This is a genomic window from Streptomyces sp. NPDC001532, from assembly GCF_040298625.1.
Lineage (GTDB): Bacteria > Actinomycetota > Actinomycetes > Streptomycetales > Streptomycetaceae > Streptomyces.
In genome coordinates this window covers 1-22,531 of record NZ_JBEPAL010000063.1, presented here as the reverse complement: position 1 = coordinate 22,531, position 22,531 = coordinate 1, and the positions used below count along the sequence as shown (strand labels likewise).

20 protein-coding genes and 5 pseudogenes are annotated in these 22,531 nt (G+C 68.4%); 11 read left to right on the top strand and 14 right to left on the bottom strand.

Going from position 1 to position 22,531, the window contains the following annotated elements:
• Nucleotides 1–22 precede the first annotated feature (22 nt).
• Nucleotides 23–604, bottom strand: a complete 582-nt coding sequence (locus ABT232_RS35755; protein ID WP_351848246.1) for a class I SAM-dependent methyltransferase — start codon at nucleotides 602–604, stop codon at nucleotides 23–25.
• Nucleotides 605–712: 108 nt separating this feature from the next.
• Here ABT232_RS35755 and ABT232_RS35750 point away from each other — a divergent pair, with 108 nt between their 5' ends.
• Complete coding sequence (locus tag ABT232_RS35750) at nucleotides 713–1,204, top strand: hypothetical protein (RefSeq protein WP_351848244.1); 492 nt, start codon at nucleotides 713–715, stop codon at nucleotides 1,202–1,204.
• 31 nt (nucleotides 1,205–1,235) lie between these two features.
• Nucleotides 1,236–1,478, top strand: a complete 243-nt coding sequence (locus ABT232_RS35745; protein WP_351848241.1) for a hypothetical protein — start codon at nucleotides 1,236–1,238, stop codon at nucleotides 1,476–1,478.
• A 184-nt stretch (nucleotides 1,479–1,662) separates the two neighbouring features.
• On the opposite strand, the gene ABT232_RS35740 is transcribed toward ABT232_RS35745, so the two are convergent.
• Nucleotides 1,663–3,036, bottom strand: coding sequence for an IS1380 family transposase (locus ABT232_RS35740; protein ID WP_351848240.1), 1,374 nt, complete (start codon nucleotides 3,034–3,036; stop codon nucleotides 1,663–1,665).
• A gap of 153 nt (nucleotides 3,037–3,189) precedes the next feature.
• Nucleotides 3,190–4,074, bottom strand: a complete 885-nt coding sequence (locus tag ABT232_RS35735; RefSeq protein ID WP_351848237.1) for an NAD(P)-dependent oxidoreductase — start codon at nucleotides 4,072–4,074, stop codon at nucleotides 3,190–3,192.
• A gap of 49 nt (nucleotides 4,075–4,123) precedes the next feature.
• Here ABT232_RS35735 and ABT232_RS35730 point away from each other — a divergent pair, with 49 nt between their 5' ends.
• Both ABT232_RS35730 and ABT232_RS35725 read left to right on the top strand, forming a co-directional pair.
• The gene (locus ABT232_RS35730) at nucleotides 4,124–4,531 is read left to right on the top strand and encodes a MerR family transcriptional regulator (protein WP_351848235.1); all 408 of its coding nucleotides are present in this window, start codon (nucleotides 4,124–4,126) and stop codon (nucleotides 4,529–4,531) included.
• Between the two features lie 1,251 nt (nucleotides 4,532–5,782).
• Nucleotides 5,783–6,420, top strand: a pseudogene (locus ABT232_RS35725) (IS5 family transposase); the annotation flags it as partial.
• Nucleotides 6,421–6,475: 55 nt separating this feature from the next.
• Here ABT232_RS35725 and ABT232_RS35720 read toward each other — a convergent pair.
• A complete protein-coding gene (locus ABT232_RS35720; RefSeq protein WP_351848233.1) occupies nucleotides 6,476–7,501 on the bottom strand; it encodes a hypothetical protein in 1,026 nt (341 codons plus the stop codon).
• 555 nt (nucleotides 7,502–8,056) lie between these two features.
• Here ABT232_RS35720 and ABT232_RS35715 point away from each other — a divergent pair.
• The 3 genes from ABT232_RS35715 (at nucleotide 8,057) to ABT232_RS35705 (ending at nucleotide 11,502) form a co-directional block, all read left to right on the top strand.
• On the top strand, nucleotides 8,057–8,722 hold the full coding sequence (locus ABT232_RS35715; RefSeq protein WP_351848230.1) for an IclR family transcriptional regulator: 666 nt from the start codon (nucleotides 8,057–8,059) through the stop codon (nucleotides 8,720–8,722).
• Between the two features lie 294 nt (nucleotides 8,723–9,016).
• Nucleotides 9,017–10,237, top strand: a complete 1,221-nt coding sequence (locus tag ABT232_RS35710; protein ID WP_351848228.1) for a radical SAM protein — start codon at nucleotides 9,017–9,019, stop codon at nucleotides 10,235–10,237.
• Nucleotides 10,237–11,502 carry an MFS transporter gene (locus tag ABT232_RS35705; RefSeq protein ID WP_351848226.1) on the top strand — a complete coding sequence of 422 codons (1,266 nt, stop codon included), beginning with the start codon at nucleotides 10,237–10,239 and terminating at the stop codon, nucleotides 11,500–11,502. Before ABT232_RS35710 ends, ABT232_RS35705 begins: the two co-directional genes overlap by 1 nt.
• Here the strand turns inward: ABT232_RS35705 and ABT232_RS35700 are convergent.
• A pseudogene (locus ABT232_RS35700) lies at nucleotides 11,472–11,724 on the bottom strand (macro domain-containing protein); the annotation flags it as partial. The gene ABT232_RS35705 and the pseudogene ABT232_RS35700 overlap by 31 nt on opposite strands.
• Before the next feature lie 200 nt (nucleotides 11,725–11,924).
• On the opposite strand from ABT232_RS35700, the gene ABT232_RS35695 reads away from it, so the two are divergent.
• Nucleotides 11,925–12,173, top strand: a complete 249-nt coding sequence (locus tag ABT232_RS35695; protein ID WP_351848224.1) for a DUF6192 family protein — start codon at nucleotides 11,925–11,927, stop codon at nucleotides 12,171–12,173.
• Nucleotides 12,174–12,229: 56 nt separating this feature from the next.
• On the opposite strand, the gene ABT232_RS35690 is transcribed toward ABT232_RS35695, so the two are convergent.
• The 4 genes and pseudogenes from ABT232_RS35690 to ABT232_RS35675 form a co-directional block, all read right to left on the bottom strand.
• Complete coding sequence (locus ABT232_RS35690) at nucleotides 12,230–12,439, bottom strand: hypothetical protein (protein ID WP_351848221.1); 210 nt, start codon at nucleotides 12,437–12,439, stop codon at nucleotides 12,230–12,232.
• A gap of 5 nt (nucleotides 12,440–12,444) precedes the next feature.
• Nucleotides 12,445–12,912 (bottom strand): hypothetical protein, encoded by a 468-nt coding sequence (locus ABT232_RS35685; protein WP_351848218.1) that lies wholly within the window; start codon nucleotides 12,910–12,912, stop codon nucleotides 12,445–12,447.
• Between the two features lie 550 nt (nucleotides 12,913–13,462).
• Nucleotides 13,463–13,744: pseudogene (locus ABT232_RS35680) on the bottom strand (DEAD/DEAH box helicase family protein); the annotation flags it as partial.
• Entirely contained in the window at nucleotides 13,719–14,333 is a 615-nt protein-coding gene (locus ABT232_RS35675) for a TetR/AcrR family transcriptional regulator (protein ID WP_351848215.1), read from the bottom strand. The pseudogene ABT232_RS35680 and the gene ABT232_RS35675, both read right to left, overlap by 26 nt.
• A gap of 102 nt (nucleotides 14,334–14,435) precedes the next feature.
• Between ABT232_RS35675 and ABT232_RS35670 the strand changes: the two genes are divergently transcribed.
• Entirely contained in the window at nucleotides 14,436–15,350 is a 915-nt protein-coding gene (locus tag ABT232_RS35670) for an NmrA/HSCARG family protein (protein ID WP_351848214.1), read from the top strand.
• 77 nt (nucleotides 15,351–15,427) lie between these two features.
• On the opposite strand, the pseudogene ABT232_RS35665 reads toward ABT232_RS35670, so the two are convergent.
• From ABT232_RS35665 to ABT232_RS35655, 3 genes and pseudogenes are all read right to left on the bottom strand, one after another.
• A pseudogene (locus tag ABT232_RS35665) lies at nucleotides 15,428–15,661 on the bottom strand (transposase family protein); the annotation flags it as partial.
• Between the two features lie 149 nt (nucleotides 15,662–15,810).
• The gene (locus ABT232_RS35660; RefSeq protein ID WP_351848211.1) at nucleotides 15,811–16,857 is read right to left on the bottom strand and encodes a CU044_5270 family protein; all 1,047 of its coding nucleotides are present in this window, start codon (nucleotides 16,855–16,857) and stop codon (nucleotides 15,811–15,813) included.
• The gene (locus tag ABT232_RS35655; RefSeq protein ID WP_351848209.1) at nucleotides 16,854–17,474 is read right to left on the bottom strand and encodes an RNA polymerase sigma factor; all 621 of its coding nucleotides are present in this window, start codon (nucleotides 17,472–17,474) and stop codon (nucleotides 16,854–16,856) included. Before ABT232_RS35655 ends, ABT232_RS35660 begins: the two co-directional genes overlap by 4 nt.
• 493 nt (nucleotides 17,475–17,967) lie before the next feature.
• Between ABT232_RS35655 and ABT232_RS35650 the strand changes: the two genes are divergently transcribed.
• Nucleotides 17,968–18,393: a DUF6415 family natural product biosynthesis protein gene (locus tag ABT232_RS35650; RefSeq protein ID WP_351848207.1), complete on the top strand. Its 426-nt coding sequence runs from the start codon at nucleotides 17,968–17,970 to the stop codon at nucleotides 18,391–18,393.
• Nucleotides 18,394–18,436: 43 nt separating this feature from the next.
• Here ABT232_RS35650 and ABT232_RS35645 read toward each other — a convergent pair whose 3' ends face one another.
• Complete coding sequence (locus ABT232_RS35645; RefSeq protein WP_351848205.1) at nucleotides 18,437–18,988, bottom strand: EF-hand domain-containing protein; 552 nt, start codon at nucleotides 18,986–18,988, stop codon at nucleotides 18,437–18,439.
• Between the two features lie 111 nt (nucleotides 18,989–19,099).
• Nucleotides 19,100–21,427: a molybdopterin-dependent oxidoreductase gene (locus ABT232_RS35640; protein WP_351848202.1), complete on the bottom strand. Its 2,328-nt coding sequence runs from the start codon at nucleotides 21,425–21,427 to the stop codon at nucleotides 19,100–19,102.
• Between the two features lie 393 nt (nucleotides 21,428–21,820).
• On the opposite strand from ABT232_RS35640, the pseudogene ABT232_RS35635 reads away from it, so the two are divergent.
• Nucleotides 21,821–22,083 (top strand): annotated as a pseudogene (locus ABT232_RS35635) (DUF6207 family protein).
• Nucleotides 22,084–22,531: the final 448 nt, after the last annotated feature.

The following is a 22,531-nucleotide window of genomic DNA, read 5'->3' as shown; positions in this document are numbered from 1 at the left end:
TCCGGTAGCCGGGGCTGGGGGGTCAGGGGCGCAGGGCGTAGCAGCGCAGGACGTCGAGGTCGGCGGTCTGGACGGCGGACCAGCCCGCGGTGAGTATCTCCGCCTGGGCAGGAGTGATGCCGAGGCCCTGCAAAGGGTCGGTAGTGGGGCGGCGCCCGGCGATCTCGGTGACCACCCAGAAGGTCCCGCCTGGGGCAAGGAGGTGGCGGACGCGGTCGAGGAATGCGGCCTTGTCGTCGATCCATCGGTAGACCAGGCGGCAGGTGACGACCGCGTACGCCGGCTCGGGCAGGGCACGGAGGTCGTCGGTGGTGATGTCCATGCACCGCCGGACCGGCTCGTGGCCGGGCCTCGCGTCCTGGGCGGCGGCGAGCGCGATGGCGCTGGGGGAGCAGTCGGTGCCGGTGGCGCGGTAGCCAACTTCGGCGAGGCGCCGGGCGAGGGAGCCGTCGCCGCAGCCGGTGTCGAGGGCGGTGCGGTCGCCACCGGGGCCGAGGTGGTCCTCCAGCAGCCCGTTCTCGGTGTCGTCGAGCTGCCGGTAGCGGCGGCCCTGGGACCAGAGCGGCTCCCAGTAGGTCGCAGCCGCGGTGGACGCGGTGGTCATGAAGGAGCTCCTTCTCGGGCGGGCGGCACGGCCGCGCGGGCGGGAATCGTCCGCTACCCGCTCGCGCAGGCAGTCACCGACGGTCGGACGGCGGACTACCGCATCGTGGTGCCCACCCTGACCGACGCCGACCTGCGCCGCCGCCTGAACCTGCCCACCCTGGGCAGCACGGCCACGGACAGCACGGCCACGGACAGCACTGCCGTCGCCGAGGACGACGACGGTGCGCCGCGTACCACCGCCCTGCACCTGTCCGTCCTGCGCGCCATGACCGAGCACGACCTGCAGAAGGTCCTGGTCTGCTTCAATAGTTTCGTTTCCGACGCCCGCCGTTTCGCCCGCGAACTTCCGCATACCCTGCGCCTGTTGGACCGCACCGACCCCGGCCTCGTCCTCGACCGAGTCCCGGAGCTGTTTTTCGCTCACGGCGAGCACACCCCCGCCCAACGCGCCGGGTTCTTAGCGGCCTTCGCCGCCGCCGACTGTGCGATCCTGGCCAGCTCCAAGCTGATTGACGACGGCGCCGACATTCCCAGCGTCGACGCGATCGTCTCCGCATGGGTACGCATATCCTATTGGATCGAACACGGCCATGACTGAGGGGCAAGGATAGCCCGCTGGACTCATCAGCGTGCTGCGCGACGTGAACGCGCGGCTTGATGAACGAGATGATGCAGCCATGGATTTGGAGGATTTCTCCGGCGACAGAGTCGTCGAGGCGCTCCTCGCTGTCATCTCCACACCGAATGAGGATGAGGAGATTGTGAACTCGTGCCTCGAATCGCTTGGCGGGATTGGGCCCGAGATGGCTGGCGTCAAGGTGATCTTGAAAGCCTCCCCAATCAGCGTGCACGGCGAATCGTCACGGAGATGATTGAAGCGAGGAGAAGAAATTAACCTCGATGTTTCGTGACGGGCCATCAGCTCTGCTTGGGCCCGTTCCACCCTTCCCAAGAGAGGTGCGGGCAGGCGGGTAGCCCGGCTGTCGCAACGGGTGGGCGCTGGCTTCCACGGTTCCAGAGGACTTCGAGTGCTCGTCGGGACGGGACCGCTGCTGGTTAGCCGGGGTTCGGGAGCGCGTCGAGACGTTCGATCGCGGCGATGATGACATCGGTCCAGGGCCAGTGCTGCGCGAAGCGCAGGCAGCGGCGGCCGGTGGTGATCAGGTGGGCGGCTGCGGAGAAGAGCCGCAGCCGTATCCGGCGGGGTTCCCAGAGGCGGGCTTTGCCGGTCAGGGCGAGCAGGGGCAGCCAGGCCAGAACCTCAAGGGCGAGCTGGACTATCTCCAGCCAGATCCGGTTCTGCGCGGTGTCATGCAGGGGCAGGTTGGTCAGCCCGGTGGTGCTGGCAGCCCGGATGCGGTCCTCGGCCCGCGCCCGCAGCCGGTGGCGCAGCTCCAGCTTCGCGATCGGGGCGTCGGCTGTGTTGGTGGCGAAGCAGGTCAGCCGATGGCCGTCGGCGTCGGTGAAGCGCAACTGGGCCCCGGGGTGCGGACGTTCCTTGCGAACGATGAGCCGCATCCCCTTCGGCCAGCCGTGAAGCACGTTGCCGGCCAGCTCTGCGCCCCAGGCGCCGTCGCGGATCTGGTCGTCGGACTCGATCGCCGGGGTCCAGGCGGAGGCCGGCACCTTGAGCACGGCGGCATGGACGGCGTCTGTGATGGTCATGCCGACGGAGTACGAGAGCCATCGGCCGCGCTGGGCGAGCCAGGCCACGAACTCGTGCGTACCGCCGCCGGAATCGCAGCGGATCAGGGTCTGCCGCCCGCGTCGATACGGCTTGGGCAGCTGGGCCAGGGCCACTCGCGGGGCCTCGATGTGATCGGCGACGGTGTTGCTCCCGGCATTCCCCGGCCGCAGCAGCGCAGCCACCGGCTCCCCGCTCCCACCCGGACCGTGGTCGACGAACGCCATCAGCGGGTGATGGCCATACGTCTTCTTCCAGGTCGCGGCGGCGTCCTGCTTGTCCGAGTGCGCGATGACCAGCACTCCGTCGATGTCCACGATCACCTGCCCGCCCGCGTCCGGTGCCGCCTCGCCCGCCAGCTGCCACACCCGCTCGCGAACTTCGGCCCGCGCGGCCCGGATCGCGGACAGGGACCGCTGCCCAGCCGCGGCCAGGACATCGACCAGCCGGGACACCGTCGGATCCGAGGCCACTGGACCAAACACCCCAGGCTCCGCGCGGAGCATGCCGACATCGGCCAAGCAGTCGCCGCCCAGGGCGGTCGCGAGCGCCACATCCATCAGGATCTTGCCCGGCTCGTGCACCGCCCGCGGCTTGCGCCATGTCTCCAGCGCCGAAGAGATCGCGCGATACAGTCCGGTCTTGCTGGCAGTCTCGACGAGCAACACCGCGCCGGCTTGGCCGACGACGCCGCGACCGCCGCCCTCAACGCGGACACTGGGGTAGGACCCGAAGCGCTGCTTCACCTGGGAAGTGTCTCCGAACCACGCGCGAACAAGGACCTCGACAATCCTCATGCTTGCTGGTCAGAGGACACTTTCCGTGTTCGTGATCACGATCCGGACAGTCCGCCACGCGAAAGGCGAAAGGCGGAAGCTGGAGCCTGGTGTCGGGATCGGTCAGTCGTTGCGGGGTTTGCCGAACTCTTCTATCAGCACGGGATACTGCTCCCCACCGTGTCCGGCGGCGATCGCGCGGTCGGCCATCGCTTTGATCAACTTTGGCAGTTCGGCGTTGACACCCACTGCCTCGCTCTCCTCGATCAAGTGAGCCATCGCCCGCGCGTCGGTCTCCAGGGCCGACACCTCGGCCGGGAAGGAGCCGCTGTCGACCTGCTTGGCATACCCAGGCAGCCATTCGGCCACACTGGTAGCGATCTGCTGCGCAAACGGCGCATACGTGGCGGCGTCAACGCCGGCCGTCCTGAGCAGGGCAGTGCCCTGCAGCCAGGCGTTCAGGACGCTCCACATCATGGCCAGGCCGGCCACGTCGTACAGGGATGCCAGCCCATGGTCCGCGCCAAGGTAGGTGACGGTGCCGAGCACGTCGAGTGTTGACTTGTGTGCCTCGAAGTCCGACTGCGGCCCGCTGTGCAGGATCACTGCCTCGGCGCTGCCGATCGTCGGCGGGATGGCCATGATGGCGCCGTCCAGGTAATGGGCGCCGCGCTGCTCGGCCCATTGGGCGGCTTCCCGAGCCTGGGTCGAGTCGCCCGAGGTCAGGTTGATCAACAACGTGCCGTGCAGCTCGATATCGTTCGCGCCGAGCAGTTCGTGCATGGCCTGGTAGTTGGTGACGCAGATGATCGTCAGGGAACCTGCCTTGAGCGCGTCGCCAACTGTTGGCGCTAGCCGTGCACCCTGGGCCACCAGTTGGTCGGCCTTGGAAACCGTACGGTTCCACACGGTTGTGGGATGCCCGGCTTTCAGGAACGCGCTGGCGAGTGCCTGGCCCATCAGCCCAAGTCCGATGACTGTCACGGGTGTTTCGGGTTTGCTGTTCATGGCAGCATCGTCAACGTTGATACCGGTGTGAAGGTCAAGTGAGGTTTCGATGCGGATCGGGGAACTGAGTCGTCGGACGGGCGTCAATGCCCATCAGTTGCGCTACTACGAGGCCCAGGGCCTGCTGGAGGCAGACCGCGGTGCGAACGGTTACCGCGAGTACGGCGAGAGCGCCGTGCTGCGGGTGAAGCAGATCCGGCACCTGCTTGGTGCTGGTTTGTCCTCCGAGGACATCGCGTACTTGCTGCCCTGTGCGGTCGGGGAGGCCCCGGAGCTGCTCGGGTGTCCCAAGCTGCTGGCCGCGATGCGGTCACGGCTGCGGCGACTGGACGATCAGATGGACAGGCTCGCTCAGTCCCGCGACGCTCTTGCCGACTACATCGATGCGGCCGAGCGAATGGGCAACGAGACCTATCCACCATTTGACAATGCCGACCTGGAGATCGTCCCCGCCTGAGCAGCCAGGGTGCCCCGTATTGCGAGCCGTCTCGATCAGCAGCACCCCGCTGGCCTGCGAGACCACCGCTGACGCCCCGGCCTGGAGACGATCACGCGGAGACGGAGCAGCACGCTTCACCTGGAGAGTGACTTCTCTCCCGCGGTGGACGGAGCCTTCGACCAGCCTCATCCTCCCAGGTCAGGCGTGCTTCCACTCATTCGATCAGCATCCGGGGCGCCCAACATCGTGAAAGCCCCAGGTTAATGGTCCGGGCGGGTGTACCTCGGGGACGCCTCACCGCGGCGGCCGACCGGGCCCGCGCCACGGTGGACCGTTACGGCCGCCGCGACGACGCCAACAAACCGCACCCGCGCCGCGAAGACGGCCAGCAGGCGCACCGCGCTCAGGAGCCCGGACCGCACCGCGGTCGGGAGGCCGGCCATGAGCGGACCCGGTGGCGCGCCAGGTGCGGGTGGTGCGCGCCGATGACGTCGCCGCGAGAGGGCGTGGACGAGGCGAGCGCGGTTCTGGACGCAGCGCACGATGCCTCGATCGTCACGGACAGCCGGCCTTCCGCCTCGCGCAGGCCTACGTCAGCGAGCGCCCGAGGGTCGCTGTCCTTCGGCAGTTGGGCGGCTACTCCGTCCGCGAGGAAAGCTCGGCTCCAGCCCGCTCGGGCTGGCTCCCGTGCCGAACCCCGTCGGTTACGTGGACAACCCGTACACGACGTGACGTTCAACAACGACTGGCACGCCACCGTGACCCCCCGTGGATCGGTGACACTGGTGAGGCGCAGGGCTGCCTCAGACGCCCCGCAAAACAGTTGATCTTTGTACCGGAACGGGGTGTGCTTGCTGCCGGGACTTGGTGAACTGGGCTGAATTACCTGAGGGGCAAGGGGTACGGCTGGCGGAAGGTCGACGACTGCTGGGAAGTCGTCAGGATCCACCCCTAGAAGGGCCGAGGCCAGGGAGTACGAGAGGCATCCATGGTTCCAGCAGCGAAAGCCTTCTTCGAAGAAGTGCGGGCAGCCTATGCGGAAACTGCGGCCGTCCTAGGACTGTCCGGTCCGACCGAGACTGAGCTGGTCCTACCGGTTTCGGCCTACAAGGGGGGTGGAGTGAAATATAAGGTCGCGCTGGAGTCCAGGGAGGGCGGAGTCGAGTGCACCGTCAGCACCTCGACAGACTCAGTCACCCTGACGGTCGACATCGAGCCGCTGGCCATCGCTGCCGGTGTCGTAGAGAAGCGCGGTGGCGTCTCCTACAGCGCCGCTGGTCCGCCGATGGAACCTGGGACCGGCTCCTGGCCCACGTCCAGCAGCACTGCGACGCCGTCGGCACAGTCGACTGGACGATCGCATGCGTGGACTCCACGACCGTGCGGGCCCACCAGCACGCGGCCGGGGCCCGAAAAGGGGGCTGTGGCCGGGGCGAGGCCATCGGACGGTCCCGCGGCGGGCTGACCGCGAAGATCCGCCTCGCCTGCGACGGACGGGGCCGGCCCCTCGCCTCCACGATCACCGCCGTAAACGTCAACGACTGCGTCCAGTTCGAGCCGGTCATGGCCCGCATCCGCATCAAGCGGTGCGGGCCCGGCGACCCAGGACCCGGCCGGAGCGCGTCGTCGCCGACAAGGGCTACTCGTCCGCAAAAATCCGCTCCTACCTGCGCAGACGCGGCATCAAGGCCGTCATCCCCGAACGGATCGACCAGATCAACTGCCGCCTTTGCCGAGGCGAGAACCTCTGCGGACTCGACCGGGCCGCCTACCGGCGCCGTAACGTCGTCGGACGCTGCTTCAACAAGCTCAAGCACCACAAGGCCCTGGCCACGCGTTACGACAAACGCGCCCGCCACTGCAAAGCCATGGTCACCCACGCTTGCCTACTGCTCTGGCCGCCCTGACTTTGCGGACACGACCTAGAACTCAAAAGGCAATTCGGTTGGATCAAACGCCCTCTCAGAACTGAACGAACCCGTACAGCGCCTTGTGGTTGGACTTCGTTCCGTCCACCGTGTGACCGATCGGTGAGGGCTGCACGCTGCCTTGGATGAACAGGTAGTCGATCTTGCGTGTGCCGCTGGTCGGCTTCGTACCGTAGCCGGTCATGCCGTAGCCGCTCAGCGTGTCGGCCGGGATGGCGGTGCGGTTGGCGTCGATACCGACGACGCGGATGGAGGTGCCGGTCATCAGGCTGGTCGCGTCGGTCCCGATACGGATCCCGGTGTCGCCGATGCCCTTGATCCCGTCGCCGGCACAGGGGAAGTCCTTGTTCTGCTCCGGGAGGTGCATGGTGGCGGCGAACACGGTTGTCGCCGTGCCCTTGATGGTGAACCGGGCGGCGATGGCGCTCGTGCGCCGCCACTTGTACGCGTAGGTGGCGCCGTCGTCGCTGTTCGGCGGCTTGTAGAGGGTGCAGCCGGCGCCGTTGTCGTAAAGGTCGTCGGGGTCGACGCCGGGGACGGGCTTGAGCCAGCCGGCACTCCAGTACGCCGAGGTGTCCCCCTCGGCGAGGCTGAGCCGCTGGGTGTTGTAGATAATGCCGTTGGTCTGCTTCTTCTTCAGATCGCCCAAGGACTGGTCGCTGCAGCCGTGGGTGAGACCCCACTCCTCGGGGTCCTCAGCGGCGAGCACCACCTTGTAGGTCCCCGCGGGCAGCCCGAACTTGGCCGACAACTGGTCGGCGTACGCGTCGGCCTGGCCGCGGCCGCGGATCTGCTGGATGATCAGCAGGTCGGGCGCCTTGACGCCGGCGGTCCCCGTATTGCCGCTGTCGTCGACGAGTTCGGACGTCAGGTGGTCCGGGCCGGAGATGCGGGTGCATGTACCGTCGGCGTTGTTCCGCACCAGGTTCTCGATGTTGTTGTTATAGACCCGCAGGACCCGGTCCTCGGCGACCGCCGACGCCCCGTCAGCAGCGGCACTGGGAGCCGCATGGGCGACGAACGACGTACTGAGGGCAGTGGTGAGCGCTATGGCTCCCACGAGACAAGAGGGCTTACGCCAAGGGGACATCGAGGAACTCCTTCGTCGGCGGTCAGGGGTCGAACCGTATCCCACCGGCCTCAACGCCGCGTCAGCGGAGTCAAGTTCAACTGGTCTCCGCGGAGCGCATTTACTGCAGCGCCGTCCGTCGCCTGTCATGGGGCGTGCGGCGCCGAGACGTTTCGTCTACACAACATGATCGCGTCGCCAAGATGTTGCCATTTATTCCAATAGTCCCTAGTGCACCGCTTGTGACGGCGAGCGTCGCGGCGGTAGTCCAGTTGCGCAAGGATGTAGCGCCCGCCAAGCAATTACGGCCCGTCCGGCCGGGCCACGGGGCCCAAACTCGCTCGGTGCGATGAACGTTCGGCGAGCGGGCTGTTGGCGGGCTGCTGGCGCCGACCTGTCCGATGTACCGCTTTCGGCCGCATCGGACACACCCCCCAGATTCCTGGGATACCGCCGCTCCGCCGCCGTTCGCACACTTCCCACAGCCTTCGGGCCTTCGAGGGGGGACCCGTGACGAAAACATCGGAAACATCTGAGGGCAGAGGTGTGCTCGACGGCGCTTTCGCGCTGCTCGATGCCGTGCGGCGGCGGGGCGGTGAGGCCGGGCTGACGGAGATCGCCGCGGCGTGTGGGGTGCCGAAGGGGACGGCGCACCGTCTGCTGGAGCAGCTGGCGTCGGTCGGGGCGGTCGAACGGCGCGGCCGCAGGTACGTCCTGGGGCCGCAGCTGTTCCGGCTGGGCCAGTCCTGGCAGCCGTATCCCGGGCTGCGGACAGCGGCCCGGGGGTCGCTGTACCGATTACGGGCCACGACGGGCGCCAGCGCCGTACTGACCGTGCTGCGCGACGGTCTCGCGCTGACGGTGTCCTCGGTGCCGGGACGGGGGGAACCGCTGGTGCCGGTACGCGACGGGATGAGCTTTCCACTCGACACGGCCGCCGGCCAGGCCCTGGCGGGCCGCGAGCGGGGCCCGGTGCTGGACCGTGAGGAGGTGGTGCCGGGCCTGAGCTGCGTCGCCCTCCCCGTCCGCGGCCCGGACGGGCGCGTGATCGCGGCACTGGCGGCGATGACCCCGGCCGACCAGGCGCTCGCACCGGTGACAGCGGCGGTCGCCTTGGCGGCGACGGCCATGGGAGAGCGGCTCGCACGCGCCGAACGCTCCGGCGAACCTGCCATTCCGTCCGCCGCATTGTCCGCCGTACTGCTGCACTGAGTTCCACTTCCAAAGTTCCGTCCAGCGGAACTTGTGTGGTGTCGCACGGTCCGTTCCCGCCATGGTGTGGGCGCACCGGAAATCACCGGACCGCGCATCGGCCGAGAGACGCGAAGGAGGTGAGAATCATGCGCATCGAAATCTTCGACAATGGGGGCGTCGAGTCGCTGGGCATCTGCCAGGAATACGTCAGTTGCAAGGGCTACAGCTCGTGAGCCGCACTGCTGGTGGGGGCTTCGGCCCCCACCAGCAGCATCTCCGCACCATCACCGTTGACGGACGAGGAGGCTTTCGTTGACCAGCCTGGACAGAATCCCACGGACGCGGATCATCCGTGGCGCGGATTGTTATTGGGCCATAGGGACGCGCAGCATCGCAAGGCTGCCCCTGGCCGCGGTGACGGGAGACCGGGAGCTCGTCCCTGAGGCAGAACAACTCATCAGGGCCGCGGATCTGTCCCCGATCGTCGAGCGCGACACGTACCAGCTGACGGTGCTGGTCACGACCCGGTGCAACCTCGCCTGCGCCTACTGCTTCCAGAACACCGAGCTCCCGGCCACCGGTCAGACCGGTATACCGCTGCGCATCGCCGGCATGTCGATCGACGAGGACCGCACGGGCGACATCTTGGAGTTCGCGAAGCGGCAGCTGGCCCAGAACGGCAAGAAGGCATTGGACGTCATGCTGTTCGGCGGAGAGCCGACCATGTACATGGACCAGTGTCTGCGCCTGTTGCGAGGAGCCGGTGAGATCGGGCTGGCCCGGGCATCCATGATTTCGAACGGGACACTCTTCACGGTGCCGCAGATGAAGGCATTGGAAGAAGCCGGACTTCGGGATGTGCAGGTGACTTTCGACGGTGACGCCGAAGCCCACGATCGGTCACGCATCACCATCGGCGGCCGTGGTACCTTCGCCCGGATTCTGGACAACCTGGCCGAGGTGTCCCGGAAAACCGATATCCGCTGGCAGTTGCGGGTGAACCTGACCGCCGAATCGATCAAGGGCGCTGACCGGCTCGTCGACCGGCTGTCCGGGCGCCTCGACCCGGCAAGGTTCGGCATCTACTTCGCCCTCGTCCACGATCCCGGGATCGGTTTCGCCGGCACCGTGGAGCACTCGCGCGCCGTGGCCGAGCAGGTCGCGGACCTGTACGGGAGAGTCGGCGAAGCAGGATTCCCACTGCCCCGGCCGACCTACAGCACCTGCGCCACCTGCGGGGAGACAAGCGGACGGACAGGCGCGACGGTGAATGCCGACGGCGTCCTGTACAGCTGCTGGGAGTCCGCAGGCCAGAAAGGCATGGAGGTGGGGGACGTGACCCGGGGCTATCTCCCGGAGAGCGTCATCTCCTCCCGCTGGGTCGCGTGCGGATACACCGCGAACGGCCAGGTCGAACCCCATGTGCGGCAGACGTTCACGGACACCCTGGACGCCCTCCTCCTGGACCGGCACTACCGGTCGGGACGCCTCGGGACGGGTAAGGTGCGCGAAGCGGACGGGGCGGCTGCGTAATGTTGCGGCCGTCTTCCGCCGCCCGCGACCTCCGGCTGCTGCTGACGGCCCTGACCTGCTCGGCGGCGGGATCGCTCATGGAGCCGGTCGCCGTCATCTTCGCGGTCCTGGGCCCACTGGGCGGTGGCCCGTCCGAGGTCGGGACCGTTCTGGCAGCGGGGTTCGGCGGGGTGGTCGCCTGCAGCGCCGTGGGAGGCGTGTTCGCCGACCATCATGCGCCCCGGCGAGTGATGATCGCCGCCGACAGCGTCAGCTTCATCATTCAGGCAGGCACGGCAGCCGGCCTCGCGGCGGGGGTCATGTCCGTGCCCGTACTCGCCGTACTGGCGTTCGCCGGCAGTGCTGCGGGGTCTTTCTCCGGGCCCGCATCACGGGCCCTGCTGACGCAGATCGTCGACCGGAACGGCCTCCAGCGGGCGAATGCCAAGCGCAGCACACTCATGTCCACGACGAGGATCATCGCTCCTCTCCTCGGCGGGACACTCGTCGCGCTGATCGGGGCAGCCGGGACGATCACGGTGGACGCCGCGACCTTCGCCTGCAGCGCGCTCCTCGTCGTACGCATCCGTGCACGGGCAAAGCCGTCCGACCGCCGGCAGGGAGGGCGGAGCGGAGCGCCCGGCTTCGTCCGGGAACTGCGGGAAGGCTGGTCCGAACTGACACGGCGTCCGTGGCTGTGGGGAACGATCGCCGTGTTCGCCGGTTTCGAACTTCTCGTCTCCGCGCCCCTGGTGACCCTGAAACCGCTACTCGCCGAGGACCTGTACGGGGGAGCCCGCGGCTACTCCTGGCTCATCGCCGCCTCCGGGCTGGGAGCTGTTCTGGGCGGTCTGGCGGCCGCCCGGTTCACCGTCCGAAGACCCCTGCTCGGGGTGGCAGTGCTCATCTTCCCCCTCGTGACCACGCCACTGGCGCTGGCTCTCGGCGCGCCCCTCACGGTGGTGGTCACCACCTCCGTCCTGAGCGGGGCCTGCGAGGCCGTCATCGGAGTGCTGTGGTTCACCACCATCGGCCGAGTGGTACCGCAGGAGGCCCAGGGCAGGGTCACGTCCTGGGACACCACCGGTACGTACGCATTGCGCCCGGCCGGGCTCACGCTGGGCGGGATCGCGGCGGTCGCCGTCGGTTCCGGACCGATTCTGTGGACGGCCGTCACAGCCACGGTGCTGCTTCCCCTGCCGCTCCTTCTCCTCCGTGACGTCCGAACGCCCATATCCGAACTCGACGGCACGGATCAGCCGAGGACTGCCTCGAAGATCGCGTAGGACCCGGCGCCGAAGAGGACGCAGCGGACCTCCTCAAGGGGGGCGGGGAGCTTGTGCGGACCGTTTCGATGGCGATGCGGGCGCCGTCGTCCATGGGCCGGCCGCAGATGCCGGTGGAGGTGGCCGGGAAGGCGACCGTGCGGGCGCCCAGTTCGGCGGCGGCCGACTACCTGCTATGCGGAGGGGCTCGCGGTAGCAGGAGGCCAGCAGCTCCGAGCGGTCGTCGTGTCAGCCGCCTTCAGGAGTAGGTCATCGGGTGCAGCCGCTCCGCACGGAGTACTGTGCGGCGCGCAGGTAGAGCGCGACGTAGAGGGGGGCGTCCCGGTCCTCGGCCCATGGTCCCGGCCGCATCCGGGCGGTCGGCTCCGCCTCGCCCTCCAGGAACCACAGGCTCAGTCAAGCGTGAGGACAAGGTCCGGGTGGTGGAGGAACTGACCCGCGAGGACAAGGTCGCTGCTGAGGTGACCACCGGCCTGCTGCGCAGGCCAGACGTCGCCTTCCGTGCGATGTCCGACGATTATCCGGACTGCGAATTGACGGAGCAGGACGGTCGAGGCCCGGTGCTCCTGACGTGCGGGGGCACCGACTTGGTGGGCGCGGGGTCGGGGTCGCTCCTCTTCTTGTTCCTGACCAGCACGGTGTTGGCGCAGAGGTCGATAGTGTCCTGCTGAGGCGCCGGGACTCTACCCATCACCCACGGGGTCAAGTGCGCCGCGTCAGTCCCGACTCAGGCAGGATCGTCGGTGGCCCGTGGGTGGGCGGCGCCGGTATCGGTCGTGACGTCGGTGTCGGCGGGTTCCCCGGTCTGGTGAAAGTTGTCGGTCCCGATCAGCTCCGCGTTGGTGTAGACATCGATGATGTCCTGCTCCGGCGCCGGGGCAGGAGGGGCCGGTGCGGGCTCGGGCTGGCCGGCCGCCTGGTCTTGTCCGTTACTCATGAGGCTCAAGTGTGCAGCAGCAATGCGGCAGTTGACAGGACAAGCCCTCCGGCCAGCGACCAGAGGCTGATCGTCCAGTAGCGGACCTTCTGATCGTGGCGCTTCTTGTTCTCCTCGAAGATCGACGCCCGTGATGCAGCCAGTTCGATCAGGACCCGGCTCTTCGGCGAACGGACGTGGGTGACGATCATCGGGCGCGGTTCCAGGTCCTTGTGCGCGGCAACCCGGAAGGTCTGCACCCCGGCCAACAGCGAGGCGGCGTACGCGGCGAACGCACAGTAGGCCAGGGCGGTGTGGTGCTTGTGCGTCGCCAGGAACTGTGCGGCGGTGGCCGCGAACCCGATCAGGAACACCGCCTTGCTGTCGATCTTCGCCAGTGAGTCCACCTGGCGCGCCAGGCGCGCGGCCGTCTCGTTGTTGAGGAGCTCCAACGTGGATTCCTGGGCCTCGAGTTCAGCCGGTGTCATCGTCATGGGGAGAGCCTAGAAGGCCCGCGGCCCGGTGATCACCAGCATGCCGAGGTCGGTGGGACCGCTCTGGGCGTTATTGGGTGTCCGATCCAGGCTGCGTTCGAGGGCGGCGATTTTTCTGCTGGATCACTGCCCACGCCGACCTGCACTGGGCGAACCTCACCGAGTCTCTGCGGCTCCTGGACCGGGAAGGCTGGGGGCAGGCCCCGGAGGGGTTCGGCACCGCCATGCTCTACGCCTACTCGCTGCTTCAGGAGGGCGTCGCCACCCGCGTCCGCGACGCCTTCCCCTTTCCTGGGCAGCCCGGCCGACCTCGCTGTCGAAGCGACCGTGTGCGCTTCATTGCCGCAGACCGTGGCCCGGGGTGCCAACCTCACCGTCGAGAACCAGCTCCCGGGCTGGTCCGAGGACTCCGCCGCCTCTGAGTCCGCCAAACGCTCCGCAACGACCAAGCCTTCGAGAGTCAACCGGCATCGGGGGCTTGTCACGCTCCGCAGACCCGTTCAACGAACGGCCCGTCGACGTCACGCCACGGCGGCCTGCCTCGCCAGTAGCTCTCCGGCGAGCACAACGCGACCATCGGGGCGGTGCGGCCCACCAGGTGCCACGCCTGGGCGGTCTGCGCGAGCAGGTCCAGGGTCGGGGCAGTGACGAGGATCCGGCCGTTCGCGAACGACTTCAGCGCGCACGCGGCGGCCGTGGTTGTCTAACCCGAGCCGGTCGCTGACACGATCCTGGCCCGGGCACCCTGCGGAGGCACAGATGACCTTGCGGGGAATCCCACCCACCTGCGAGACGCCGACCGCCGGTCAACCTGGTGTTCCCTGAGCTGAATCGGCTGAGTTCCCGGATACCCCAGCGATGCCGTGCTCAGGGCTGAGCCCTTCCACAGCGAGGCGGAAGAGGCGGTCGGCCTGGGTCTCGGGGTCCTTGTGGTGCTCGGTGGCCAGGGCGATGCCGACGGCGAGGGTCAGCAGGTCGTGAAAGGTGACGTACGGTGCAACCACCTTGTCGCGAATGGCCCGCTGGAGCAGGGGAGTTCCGGCCGCTGCGATTCTGTTGCCACAGGAGTGCGGGGAGGACTCCTCCGTGGGGGGCTCGTAGCTGAGGGTGTTGGCGAACCCGCGGGCTGAGACGGCGTAGAGGACGAGGGCATGGAGCCACTCCAGAAGGGCAGTGCGGCCGTCCTCGGTCGCACTTAGCCGGTGGGCGCGCTCGCACAGGCCCTCGATGCGCTCCTGAAAGACGGCTTCGAGCAGGGCACGGCGGGTGGGGAAGTGACGGCGCACGGTCGCCGAACCGACGCCTGCGGTGCGGGCGATCTGCTCCAGGGATGCCTCGGCGCCGTGCGCGGCGACCTCGGCTTCGGCGACGGCGAGGATGCGCTGGTAGTTGCGTCGGGCGTCCGAGCGCTGACCGGTCATGATCTCCTCATTGCTAAACGGCGGGCCCCGCCATATCTTACCGGCAAGCAAAGCGGCGGGCCCCGCCGTTTTGCTTTCTCCGGTCCGTGAGGAGCAGCAACCATGCCCATCAACAGCGATACCGTCCTGGTCACCGGAGCCACCGGCCGGCAAGGCGGGGCCACGGCCCGCGCACTCCTGGCCGCCGGGGTGCCCGTGCGTGCACTCGTACGCGACCCGCGGTCGAAGGCCGCCCGAGCGATCGAGGCGCTGGGCGCCGAGCTGGTGCGGGCGGATCTTTCCGACCGGGCTTCCCTCGGCCCAGCGGTCGAGGGAGTCCGCGCGGTGTTCTCGGTGCAGATGCCGCCGATGACCGAGACCGGCGTGGACTTCGCGGGCGAGCTCGCCCAGGCCACCAACCTGATGGACGCCGCGAAGGCCGGGGGAGTACGGCAGTTCGTGCAGTCCTCGACCAGTGGAGTCGGTGAGCACACCCGGGTCCCCGGCTGGGCCGAGAACCGCTGGGCGGCGATGGCGGACTACTTCCACACCAAGCAGGCGATCATGGAGGCGGTGCGTGGTGCGGGCTTTGACCGCTGGACGGTGATCAAGCCCGCCTTCTTCATGGAGAACCTGCCCCAGCTGGCGCCGAAAGGACCCCGAGGCGGACTGCTGACGGTACTGAAACCGGACACCGAACTGGCCCTGGTGGCAGCGAGGGACATCGGCACCGCTGCGGCGCACGCCCTTCGAGACCCTGACCGGTTCCACCAGGTGGACCTGGAACTGGCCGGTGACCTGCGCACGATGGAGCAGATCGCGCAGACCTTGTCCGCCGCCTGGGGCGTCCCCGTGACCGCGCCCTCCATGAGTCTGGAAGAGGCCCTCGAGGCGGGCATGCCGAAGTGGGGAGCCGGACACGAGTGGAACAACGCGGTCCTCCAGCCCGCCCGGCCCGAGTTTGCCCGGGAGTTGGGCATCCCGGTCACCACCTTCGCCGATTGGGCGGATGAGCAGCTGACACCCGTGTCCGGCTGAAGGGTGTTGCAGAAGGCCGTGATCGCGCAGGTCGGAGCGGTGTTCGGGCGTGTGCGTTCATGCGGCGAGGGCGAGGCGGTCGCCGGTGAGACGCCGTACAGCGGGGCGAGCTGCCGCTTGGTGAGGTTCGTGCGGTAGTACACGGCCACCAGCAGCACCCGCTCGGCCAGAGGCAACCGCCACGGACGGCCCCAGCCGCACCCCTCGCCCCCGCGTTCCCGCACCGCTTTCAGTAACCGACCGAACTGGTCGACTCGCAACCCCGTGAACGTCTCAACCCACACCCGCTCGGCCCTCAACACCCCAAACACACAACGGAGTTGCCCAGTTCGCGGTCTTCTGCAACCCCCTTTAGCCGCCCTCCGCCAGGCCGGCCCGCACCACCGCAGGCCGCCGCCCAGCGACAGCGGCCACCGGGGGAACCGCGCGGCCGCACTGACGCGGCCAGTGCACGCCGACGTCAGTCGGTCCTGGCCGGTGTCTTGCCGTGCCGGTCGACAACCGTGCGCTCCATGATGGCGCTGGTCCCGAACAGTGTGTCGGAAGTGCCCCCCTTGGCCTCGTCCCTGGTTATGTACGAGCGTGAGCCGAGGAACGCGAGGGTGTTCTTGTCAAAGATCCATTCGTCGCGGATTGCGGAGGAGGTGTCTTCCCGTGTGACAGCGATGCCGTGACGGCCGGCGGCGTCGACGGCGTCGGGGATCTCCTGCACGCCGGGAATCTTCGCGGCTGCCTTGTAGAAGGCGGAGGCGTTCGCCGGCGGCATGATCGTTTCGCCCACCAGATCGCCGATCCTGGAGAAGACGGCCTGCTCCTTCGACTCACCCTCGTCCACCCTGATCTGGCCGTAAAGCAGTTCGAGCAGTTCTTCGGGGTCGGTGGGCAGCGAGGCCAGCCACGTGTAGGTGGGATGGTCGATGCCCGCCGAGACGGCGGCGGAGGAGTCGATGGGGATGGTCTGACCGGGCATCACCGCGTCCTTGCCGGATTCGCGGATCCACCCGGTCCTGGTGACGGGGCCGGGATTCTGCGACATCCAGACCTCCCTCTCGTGCAGGGCACCGAGTCGCACGGGACCGCCGAAGGTGCCGCTGTTCTCGCGGGTCAGGCTCTTGACGTACACGTACTGCCCGTCCTTCACCGGCGTCCCATCGGTTGCCATGGCCGCGACGGCGATGCGATTGAGGGTGGCGGAGGCATTGCGGGCCCGGTCGGCCCGGGTGACAGGGGCCGAGGTGTCCTCACCTCCGGAGAGCGTGACGATCAACGCTCCGGCCAACGCCATCGACGCGAGGGGCACCAGCACGACTGCACGCGCCGGCCGACGGCGTGGGGTAGAGCGAGCCTGGGTGGAGAGAGTGCGGTCGTGGTCGATGTGCTGCATCAGAACGTCCTTGTAATGGAGGTGTCTGTTCGGCGGGAGGTCCCATTCGGCCGAGGCCGACAGCAATTCCTCGGCCTCGCTCCCGCCGGCGGAAGCGACGTGCGGCGGAAGACTGTTGTTCATCCGGTTTCCTCCTGCAGAAACATGGCCGTGAACACGGCCTCACTCTCCTTCTCTCCGCGAGAGCCCCGCGGTTCCGCCCTGGTACGGCCGAGTTCAGCGGAGCTGATCCGGGCGAGCCGCGCGCGGGCGCGCGACAGCCGCGACTTCACGGTGCCGACCGGGACGCCGAGCGCCTCGGCGGCCTGCTGGTAGTCCAGACCGGCCGACACACACAGGGCGAAGACCTCGCGGTCCTGGCGGCGCAGACGGCCCAGCGCCTCGTGCACCACGGCGAGACGGCGGGCGTCGTCGATCCGGCCTGCCGTCTCGTCCGCGAAGTCCTCGACGGGACGGGGTACCGGACTGCGGGCCAGGAAGGTGAGCCGGCGGCGCAGCCGACGGTTGGCGTTGTACGCCTTATGCGTGGCGATACCGAGCAGCCAAGGCTTGAGTGAATCGCCCTCCGGCTCCACCGTGTCCCGGGTACGCCAGGCGGCAAGGAAGGTCTCGGACATGGCTTCCTCGGCCTCTGACCAGTTGCCGGTCAGGCGCAGGGCATGGTTGTAGACCGCCCGCGCGTGTTCGTCGTACAGGTCGGCGAACGCCGCACGGTCCCCCGCCCGTATGCGAGCACGCATCGACTCCGATGGTTCTGTTTGTCTCACACTCACTACGCTCCATGGCTCCGACGGGGTTCCTGTGGTCTCTGCCACACCAGGCGCTGTTGGGCCAGGACTGCGTGGCCGGGCCAAGTCAGCGGCGGACTCCCGGATCGTGACGGTGGGCCGGCGGCGGGCGGCGGCGCCGGAACCGATAACGTGCCCGTGGACGGCGGCACGGTTGTCACGTGTGCCTCGGGAAGATCCATGATCTCAAGCCGCTTGAGGTGAGGCCGGGCGGCCTCGGTCGAGGGTACGAACCTGTGCATGAAGCGGACCCAGCCCCGTCCTGCGCTGGGCCAAGCCGAGGTCGCTCCGGTCTCGGCATGCGGGCGCGGGAGCAAACTCCACGCGTCAGCACCGCAGACAGGTCCAGAGCGCCTTCGACCGCCCGTGCCTACAGCTGCCGCACCACCTCCGTCAGCAGCGCGGTCCCCCCGCGCCTCCGGCGCCCGCAGAGGACACCGCGACGATGCGCGCCGGCACCCGCCGCCTGCTGGCCAAAGACGCCGAGCTCCCGACCGAGGAAGAGCTGGGCACACTGACGCTCCGGCTGCGCGGACATCTCATGCTCGCCATCCCCGTCGTCGAGGCCCTGGCCGCCGGCCTCCCTGAGGACGACGTGCCGCGCGCCTGCGCGCACGCCGGCGTCATGGAGGCCCGCACCCGGCTGAGTCTGGAGCCTCGGCAGGCGCTGCCAGCCCGGATCGCGCACGCGCAGCGTCTCGCCCGCTCGGTCAACGCCCTGTGCGACCACTACGACAACCTGAGCGGCGAGCAGCCCATCCTCCTCGACGACAAGCAAGCCGCGCTCCTCCGATGGTCGAACCACTGCCTGCCCGGCGCGACCTGCTCCGCCCTCGACGGATGGCGGCACGTGTCCAGTCGCCCGCCTTGAGGCTCTGGCATAAGCGCTGGGCCGGGGGCACCGCCGGGGACTGTCAGGCGGTGACCTTGCCGAAGATGTGGTTGGCGGGAGCGTCTGGGTCGTTGCCGTAGAAGAACTCTTCGAGTGCCTGGTGGAACTCGTCACGGCTCAGTCCGCCGGAGCCATCGAGGTCCAGAGCGGCGAAGACGGCGGCGCAGTCCTCGCCGGGGACGGCGGCGACCGAGCTGAACATCTGCTGGAACTCGGCCCGGTCGATCTTGCCGTCTCCGTTGAGGTCGACGAGGTCGAAGAAGCAGTTGGTGACCGGCGCAATCTGGTGCGGGTAGAACGCGCGGTCGGTCAGGACACTCTTGAAGCCTTCGGTCATCTCCCGCGCATCGACCTTCCCGTCACCGTCCTGATCCATCGGGGCGATGACGTTCGACCAGAACTGGTCCATCCCCTCGATGAGCCGGCGAACGGTCTCGGCATCAGGCGTGGTCTCGCGGGCGCTGATGTAGCGCTCGCTCATCTTGCGGACGTCGTGCTGGGTAATGAACCCGTCGCCATCGACATCGGCGCCCCTGAACCACTGGCCGTACTTGAGGTCTTGAAGTGCAGTCATGGCTGCGTACCGTATTCACGCAGTCACGGAGACGCAAAGGTCCGCGTGGAGGCTGGGCACCGGTCGGACCTGCCGACCTGGCGCCTGACGAGGGTGAACACGGCATACCGTTCAGTTGACTTCGTTTAAGTGTTCGAGGTGTGGTGGTGTGAAGGCGAGTACCTCCTCGACCGGCCCGTCGTAGACCTCGACATCGACGAGAGCACTGTGCGCACTGGGTCCCTGTGACAGACGCGAGCATCCGCGGTCGCCGGTGAGGGTGTTGGGGTTGCCGTGGCGGTCCAGGGTTCCGCTCCGGCCCGGCTGGACTGGGTCCCACCAGGCTCCGGTGGACAGCTGGATGACGCCGGGCATGACGGCGTCCGACAGGATCGCGCCCGCCAGGCAGCTGCCTCGGTCGTTGAAGACGCGCACGATCATGCCGTTGTCGATACCGCGTGATGCCGCATCGTGCGGGTTGATCGTTACGGGCTCGCGGCCATGGATCTTTGACTTGAGGCTGTGGCCACCGTTGTCGTACTGGCTGTGCAGGCGTGAGGCGGGCTGATTCGAGATCAGGTGCAGCGGGAAGCGGTCCGCCAGGTCGGCGCGGAGCCATTCCACGGGTTCGAACCACGTCGGATGTCCGGTGCAGTCGTCGTAGCCGAACGAGTCGATCTCCTCGGAGAAGATCTCGATCCGGCCCGAGGGCGTCGTCAGGGGGAAGCGCTGCGGATCGGAGCGCAGTGCTTCGAGGCTGCCAGGAAACGGACCGCTGAGTGCGGGCAGTTCGACGCCGGAGGCGCGTTGCCAGAAGTCGTCGAAGTCGGGCAGGGCCGCTTCGTCGCCGAGGTTCGCCCGTGTCTGGTCGTAGAGGTGCCGGACCCATTCGATCTCGGCTCGCCCTTGGGTGAACTCGCGTTCATAGCCGAGCCGGGCGGCCAAAGCGGCGAAGATCCGGTGGTCGGTGCGTGCCTCGCCGGCCGGCTCGCGGACCTTCGGCATCGGGACGAGGTGGGGGTCGGAGAACCCCGCGGCAAAGTCGTCGCGCTCCAGGCTGGTCGCGACGGGGAGCACGATGTCGGCGAACTTCGCGGTGGTGTTCCACCAGGCTTCATGGACCACCACCGTGTCCGGGCGCTGCCAGGCCCGGGTGAGGCGGTGGAGGTCCTGGTGATGGTGGAAGGGGTTTCCTCCGCACCAGTAGATCAGGCGCAGGTCCGGCAGGGTCAGGCGCTGACCGTCGTAGTCGATGGTCGCGCCCGGTTCCAGCAGGGTGTCGGCGATCCGGGCGACCGGAATGAAGTCCGCGACAGGGTTCGCCACCCGCGGCATCGACGCCACGGGCGGGCGGCCCGGGGCGACACCGGTCGCGTCCATCGTTGCGTAGCCCGCGCCCCAGCCGCAGCCGGGCCGCCCCAGCGAACCCGCCATGGCTGCCAGCACGACCGACATCCAGATCGGCTGTTCCCCGTGGTCCGCCCGCTGTACGGCGTAGTTGACCATGATGAGGGAACGCTGTGTGGACAGGCGGCGGGCGAGATCTGAGATCGTGTCGCGGCTGATGCCCGTGATCCTCGCGGCCCAGTCGGCGTCCTTGACGACGCCGTCCACGTCGCCAGTCAGGTAGGAGGCGAAGCGGTCGAACCCCACGCAGCAGCGGGTGAGGAAGTCCTCGTCATGCCAGTCGTTGACCAGCATCGTGTGCGCGATGCCGAGCATCAAGGCCGTGTCGGAATTCGGGATGGCCGGCAGCCACTCGGCGTCGAGAAAGTCGGCGGTGTCACTGCGGATCGGGCTGACGTTCACGAACCGCACCCCGGCCTCGCGGCACTTGCGCTGCAGGTCCCGCGTCTGGTGCCGGGCCAGCCCGCCAGGGTTGATCTGGCTGTTCTTCAGAGCCAGCCCTCCGAACGCCACCACGAGCTCACAGCTCTCGGCGATCTCGTCCCACATCGGCATCCGGGACTGGTAGCTCCACGGAGCCCCGCCGATCACATGCGGAAGGATGACCTCAAGAGCGGCGGTGCTGTACGTGTTGCGCGAGTCGGTGTAGCCCCCGCCCAACGCCAGGAACCGCTGGAGCTGACCCTGCGCATTGTGGAAGCCGCCCGCACTGGCCCAGCCGTACGAACCGCCGAACACCGCGCTGTCCCCGTGCTGTGCGCGCACTCGGCGCAATTCCTCGCTCACCAGCGTGAGCGCGTCGTCCCAGCTGACTTCTACGAAGGCGTCCGCACCTCTGGCCGTTTCATCAGCGCGCGGCATGCCGTTGAGCCACCCTTTGCGTACCGCAGGTCGCAGCACACGCGCACTGTCCTCAGCAGCCGTCACCATGCCCGGGCCGATCGGCGACGGCGCGGGGTCATCCCCCCGGGGCTCAATGCGCACCAGCTGACCCGAATCGACCACGGCTACGAAACTGCCCCAGTGCGTTGCCACCGGCATGCGTCGTTCCACCGTGCACCAACTCCATCCCTGAAGTCTCTCCGGCTCTCGAACAACGGCCGCTACACCACAGGGGGTCGGCGTCAGTCAGCGGCCCGCGGAACACAGGCTCCCCTTGGCGGATGCCGCCCAACCCTGACGGTACGCACGACTCCCACCGCCGCCACTCAACCGGAGCCCGGAGCGCCTCTGTCGACCGCGGCGGTGCACCGCTGTGCAGTTGATGCGTGAAGCCCGTCATGAAGAGGTGGGTCCCGCAGGTGCGCCACGCCAGCACCCGCCGGTGACACGCCACCCCGCATGGCCGGCCGGACCGTCGCACGGCCACGTGGCTGAGGCGTACACGGCCGGGTGAAACCGCTGCGCAGGGGAAACGCCGGCACCCGCCGACACGTCATCCCGGACATGGGACCGATCAACGCACTGCACATGGCCGAACCTGGGCTCCTCGTTGGGGAGGTCGCGGCTGCCGACGACCAGACGGCGCTCGCCTTCCAGGACGCGGTCGCACGCGCTGGGCGACCGCTACAGCCGACCGCACCACCCGCGAACCCGGCCGGCCCGGGGTGCGGCTGCGCTTCGACCTCGACCTACGGCAGGAACTCGGCATTGAGGGTCAGACGCCGCATTGCCCGGCAGCCGGCTCGACGCAGACGCCTGCCGGATGACCGAGCGTGCGCTGCGGTCACTGCCGCTGCGAGCATTCGGTGACCGGACGAGGGAGGGGTGGACGAAGGGCCGGGAGGCAGTGGTCGCCGTGTTCGATGCGCGGCACGGGGCGGGCCACTGCTGGGTGTCCGACCGGCAGCGGCTGCTGTCCGAGGTGCGGGCGCGGCCGGCTCAGGGCTGGGCCTGGTGGAGGTGGCCGTGTCGAAGTGGCGCTGAAGGACGGAGTCGAGCAGGTTGGCGGTTAGTGCCTGAGCTGCGTTGCGGTGGCCGGCTCGCAGGGCACGGACCTCAAGGGTGAAGGCGCGGGCATCCTGGACCGCTGGGTGGTGGACCTCTTCGACTGGCCGCGTCGACTATCGCCGCCGCGCCACTTGTCATGAAGGGCCGGGACGTTGTCGGTGGCGCCGGGTACGTTGCGATCATGGGTGTCTATCTGGTGAGTGTCGC